1 protein-coding gene is annotated in these 403 nt (G+C 68.7%); it reads right to left on the bottom strand.

Features of this window, described 5'->3' with window-relative positions:
- A partial coding sequence (locus RM812_RS42695) for an MFS transporter (RefSeq protein WP_311586492.1) occupies positions 1-403 on the bottom strand: 403 nt, incomplete at both ends.

Below are 403 nucleotides of genomic sequence, written 5' to 3'. Positions count from 1 at the left end.
CCGCCCGCGCCGCTCCACCGGGAACACCGCGATGACCACGGCCAGCGCGGCCGGGAACATCAGGGCCGCGCCGATGCCCTGCACGGCACGGAAACCGATCAGCCACGCCTGCGCGAAGTCCCCGGCCGGCACGGCACCGCACATCGCGGAGGCGATGACGAACACGAGGGTGCCGATCAGCATCACCCGGCGGTGCCCGTAGATGTCGGACAACCGCCCGCCCAGCGCGAAGAACGCGGCCAGGGTGAGCAGATAGGCGTTGACGACCCACTGCATCTGCGTGGAGGTGAGGCCCAGCTCGTGAATGATCTCCGGAGCGGCGATCGCCACGATCGTCTGGTCGATGAACGTCATCGACACGGCGAACAGCATGGCCGCGAGAGCGAGGCTCTGGTTCGGGGAA

Origin of the sequence: Streptomyces lancefieldiae, from assembly GCF_031845825.1 — a bacterium.
GTDB classification, from domain to species: Bacteria; Actinomycetota; Actinomycetes; order Streptomycetales; family Streptomycetaceae; genus Streptomyces; species Streptomyces lancefieldiae.
This window is presented reverse-complemented; position numbering and strand designations above follow the sequence as displayed.